The organism is Chamaesiphon polymorphus CCALA 037 (assembly GCF_003003845.1).
GTDB classification, from domain to species: domain Bacteria; phylum Cyanobacteriota; class Cyanobacteriia; order Cyanobacteriales; family Chamaesiphonaceae; genus Chamaesiphon; species Chamaesiphon polymorphus.
In genome coordinates this window covers 1-3,374 of record NZ_PVWO01000571.1, presented here as the reverse complement: position 1 = coordinate 3,374, position 3,374 = coordinate 1, and the positions used below count along the sequence as shown (strand labels likewise).

General features: G+C 46.9%; 3 protein-coding genes. 1 reads left to right on the top strand and 2 read right to left on the bottom strand.

The window, feature by feature from the left end:
- Nucleotides 1–5 precede the first annotated feature (5 nt).
- Both pdxH and C7B77_RS26525 read right to left on the bottom strand, forming a co-directional pair.
- Nucleotides 6–644 carry a pyridoxamine 5'-phosphate oxidase gene (gene pdxH / locus C7B77_RS26530; protein ID WP_106312068.1) on the bottom strand — a complete coding sequence of 213 codons (639 nt, stop codon included), beginning with the start codon at nt 642–644 and terminating at the stop codon, nt 6–8.
- A 245-nt stretch (nt 645–889) separates the two neighbouring features.
- Nucleotides 890–1,777: a polyphosphate kinase 2 family protein gene (locus C7B77_RS26525; RefSeq protein WP_106312065.1), complete on the bottom strand. Its 888-nt coding sequence runs from the start codon at nt 1,775–1,777 to the stop codon at nt 890–892.
- Between the two features lie 251 nt (nt 1,778–2,028).
- Here C7B77_RS26525 and C7B77_RS26520 point away from each other — a divergent pair, with 251 nt between their 5' ends.
- Nucleotides 2,029–3,183, top strand: a complete 1,155-nt coding sequence (locus C7B77_RS26520) for an NAD-dependent epimerase/dehydratase family protein (RefSeq protein WP_106312062.1) — start codon at nt 2,029–2,031, stop codon at nt 3,181–3,183.
- Nucleotides 3,184–3,374 lie beyond the last annotated feature (191 nt).

Below are 3,374 nucleotides of genomic sequence, written 5' to 3'. Positions count from 1 at the left end.
TCACCTCACGGTGAAAGCCTATCTATCTGCCATTTACCTGCAACTAATTGATAGCGCAACCGATCGTGAAGGCGACTAGGACGACCTTGCCAGAACTCGATTTCCTGAGGAATCACCCGCACGCCACCCCAATGCGGCGGTTTGGGAATTTCTCGATTTTGATACTCGGCTGCGAGTTGTTGTAATCTTTGTTCGAGGACGGATCGATCGTGAATTATCGTACTTTGTTCTGACGCCCAAGCACCTAATTGGCTACTGGGTGGACGACTGTGAAAATAGTCATTCGCTTCTGATTCTGAGACCAGCTCTACCCGTCCCTCAACTCGTACTTGCCGCTCTAAATCGCCCCACAAGAAGACTAACGCCGCATAAGGACAATTTTGCAGTTCGACACCTTTTTGGCTGTTGTAATTGGTATAAAACACAAATCCGCGCTCGTCAACAGCTTTGAGCAGCACGACGCGAGCGGAAGGTTTACCCTCCGCCGTGACAGTGGCTAGAGTCATCGCATTTGGTTCTAATATATCCGCCGCGACAGCTTGCTCGAACCACAGTTGAAACTGCTCGAAGGGATTGGCAACGACATCTGATTCTAGTAATCCAGCCTGAGTGTAGTTTTTGCGTAAATCGGCGATTTTAGTCATGGAGTTGGGAGTTGGGAGTTGGGAGTTGGGAGTTGCGGATGCGCGCTCGTCGGCAAAGCCGACGGTTTAGCGAGACAAGACAGCGCACCAAGCAGGGCGTTGTCAGAGGGGTAGACTGGGGGACTGGGGGACGAGGGGACTCAGAGCAGTTATTAACTCGATACTTGTGTCTAAACTTGCAATCCACTATTCACTATCCACTATTCACCATCCACTCTTCAATACTCTCAACTCCCAACTCCCAACTAATCTTCCTGCTCTAGCGTCTTCTTAGCAATTGCTAGTTGTGCTAGTTGATTCTCACTAATTTTAGGATAAGCTAACTCCATTTGTTGGAGGCGATTGCAGATGATATCTGATACGGCTAGACGCGTAAACCATTTGCGATCGGCAGGAATGATGTACCATGGGGCGACTTCGGTACTAGTATGGTTGAAGATATCTGTATATGCCGCTTGATACTCATCCCAATAAGCACGTTCTTTGATATCTTGGGCACTAAATTTCCAGTGTTTTTCTGGTTCGTTAATTCGCTCTAGAAACCGCTGCTTTTGCTCTTTTTTAGAAACATGTAAAAAGAACTTGAGGATGACAGTACCATTATTGGTTAGATATCGCTCGAAATCGTTGATTTCTTGAAATCTTCGCGTCCAGATATGCTTGCGATCGATATTTGGCAAGTTTTGTGCGGCCAGGAGTTCGGGGTGAACGCGCACGATCAGGACTTCTTCATAGTACGATCGATTGAAGATGCCAATGCGACCTCGTTCGGGCAAAGCTTTATGAGTCCGCCATAAATAATCGTGGTCTAATTCTTCGGTTGAGGGACTCTTGAAACTAAATACTTGACAACCTTGAGGATTGATACCAGACATCACATGTTTGATGGTACTATCCTTGCCAGCCGCATCCATTGCCTGGAAGATAATCAAGACAGAAAATTTATTTTGAGCATAGAGAATATTTTGATACTCTGCTAATTGCTTGATTCCCGCCGCTAATTCGAGTTGAGCTGCTTCTTTGCTCGCGAAGTTGTCTGTATCTGCGGGATCGTAATCCTTGAGATCGATTTTTTTGCCCGGTGGCACGATCGTGTGGCGACCGATGGACGTATTAAGATGGCTGTTTGTCATAGTGCGGCGATGATTTTCATTGGCGGAGCCTCTGTCTTGTCTTGGTGCAGTCGATCCTGTGGAGAATCGATGATGAGAGTGATTTTTGCGTATTTTTCAGGATGTTTTCAGCTATATAGCTGATTTTGGGGTAGAGCTTAACTCGTTCTTAACCTGGTTTTTTGACGATCGTGGTTTACTTGTTTGCACTTGGCCTGATACATTGGGCGAATACTGGCTCATAAAATTGATAACTCTACTCTTGTGTATTTATGAAAGTCCTGGTAATTGGTGGTGATGGTTATTGTGGGTGGGCAACTGCGCTGTACCTGTCCAACCGGGGGTATGATGTTGGGATTTTGGATAGTTTGGTCAGGCGGCATTGGGATCTAGAACTAGGAGTAGAGACACTTACGCCGATCTCCAGCATCCACCAGCGGATTCAAAAATGGGAAAAATTGACTGGTAAAGAGATCGATTTGTTTGTTGGGGACATCAACAACTACGATTTCTTGCAAAAATCTTTACGAGAATTTCAACCAGAAGCTGTCGTCCACTTTGGCGAACAGCGTTCGGCACCATTTTCGATGATTGACAGAGAACATGCGGTGCTAACTCAGACGAATAACGTCATCGGGAATCTCAACCTGTTATACGCGTTGCGGGACGATTTCCCAGAGTGTCATTTAGTGAAACTAGGCACGATGGGTGAATATGGGACGCCCAACATCGATATCGAAGAAGGTTATATCACGATCGAGCATAACGGTCGTACTGATACTTTACCCTATCCCAAGCAGCCGGGTAGTTTCTACCACTTGAGCAAGGTTCACGATAGCCATAACATCCAGTTTGCTTGTAAAGTTTGGGGCTTGCGCGCGACAGATCTCAATCAAGGTGTCGTCTACGGGGTACTCACCGAAGAAACAGGGATGGATGAAATGCTCATCAACCGTCTCGACTACGATGCCGTATACGGTACTGCTCTCAATCGCTTCTGCATTCAAGCCGCGATCGGACACCCACTCACAGTCTATGGTAAAGGCGGTCAAACTCGCACATTCCTAGATATCCGCGATACCATCCGTTGTGTCGAACTCGCGATCGCCAATCCTGCCAAATCTGGCGAGTTTCGTGTTTTCAACCAGTTTACCGAGATGTTTAGCATCAACGATCTCGCCCTGAAAGTCAAGCAGGCAGGGATATCGCTCGGATTGGATGTGGAGATTAATACCATCGATAATCCCCGCGTCGAAGCTGAAGAACATTACTTCAATGCCAAAAATACCAATCTCCTCAACCTGGGACTCCAACCACACTTCCTCTCAGACTCGCTCCTAGATTCGCTGCTGAATTTTGCCGTCAAATACCAGCATCGCGTCGATCGATCGCACATTCTGCCGAAAGTTAACTGGAAACGGGGGTAAGAGAGTGAATAGTGGATAGTGGATAGTGGCTCGTAAATGACTAGAGCTACCATCGAGTAGCACTTGAATCGAACAGAAATCACCACTGGAAATAGGACGCTTCCGTCCAAACTCTCTAACCACTGTCTTGATTTGCTAACCTGTCGGGTTTCCCGACGAGCGCAAATCGCTATCCACTATTCACTCTCCAC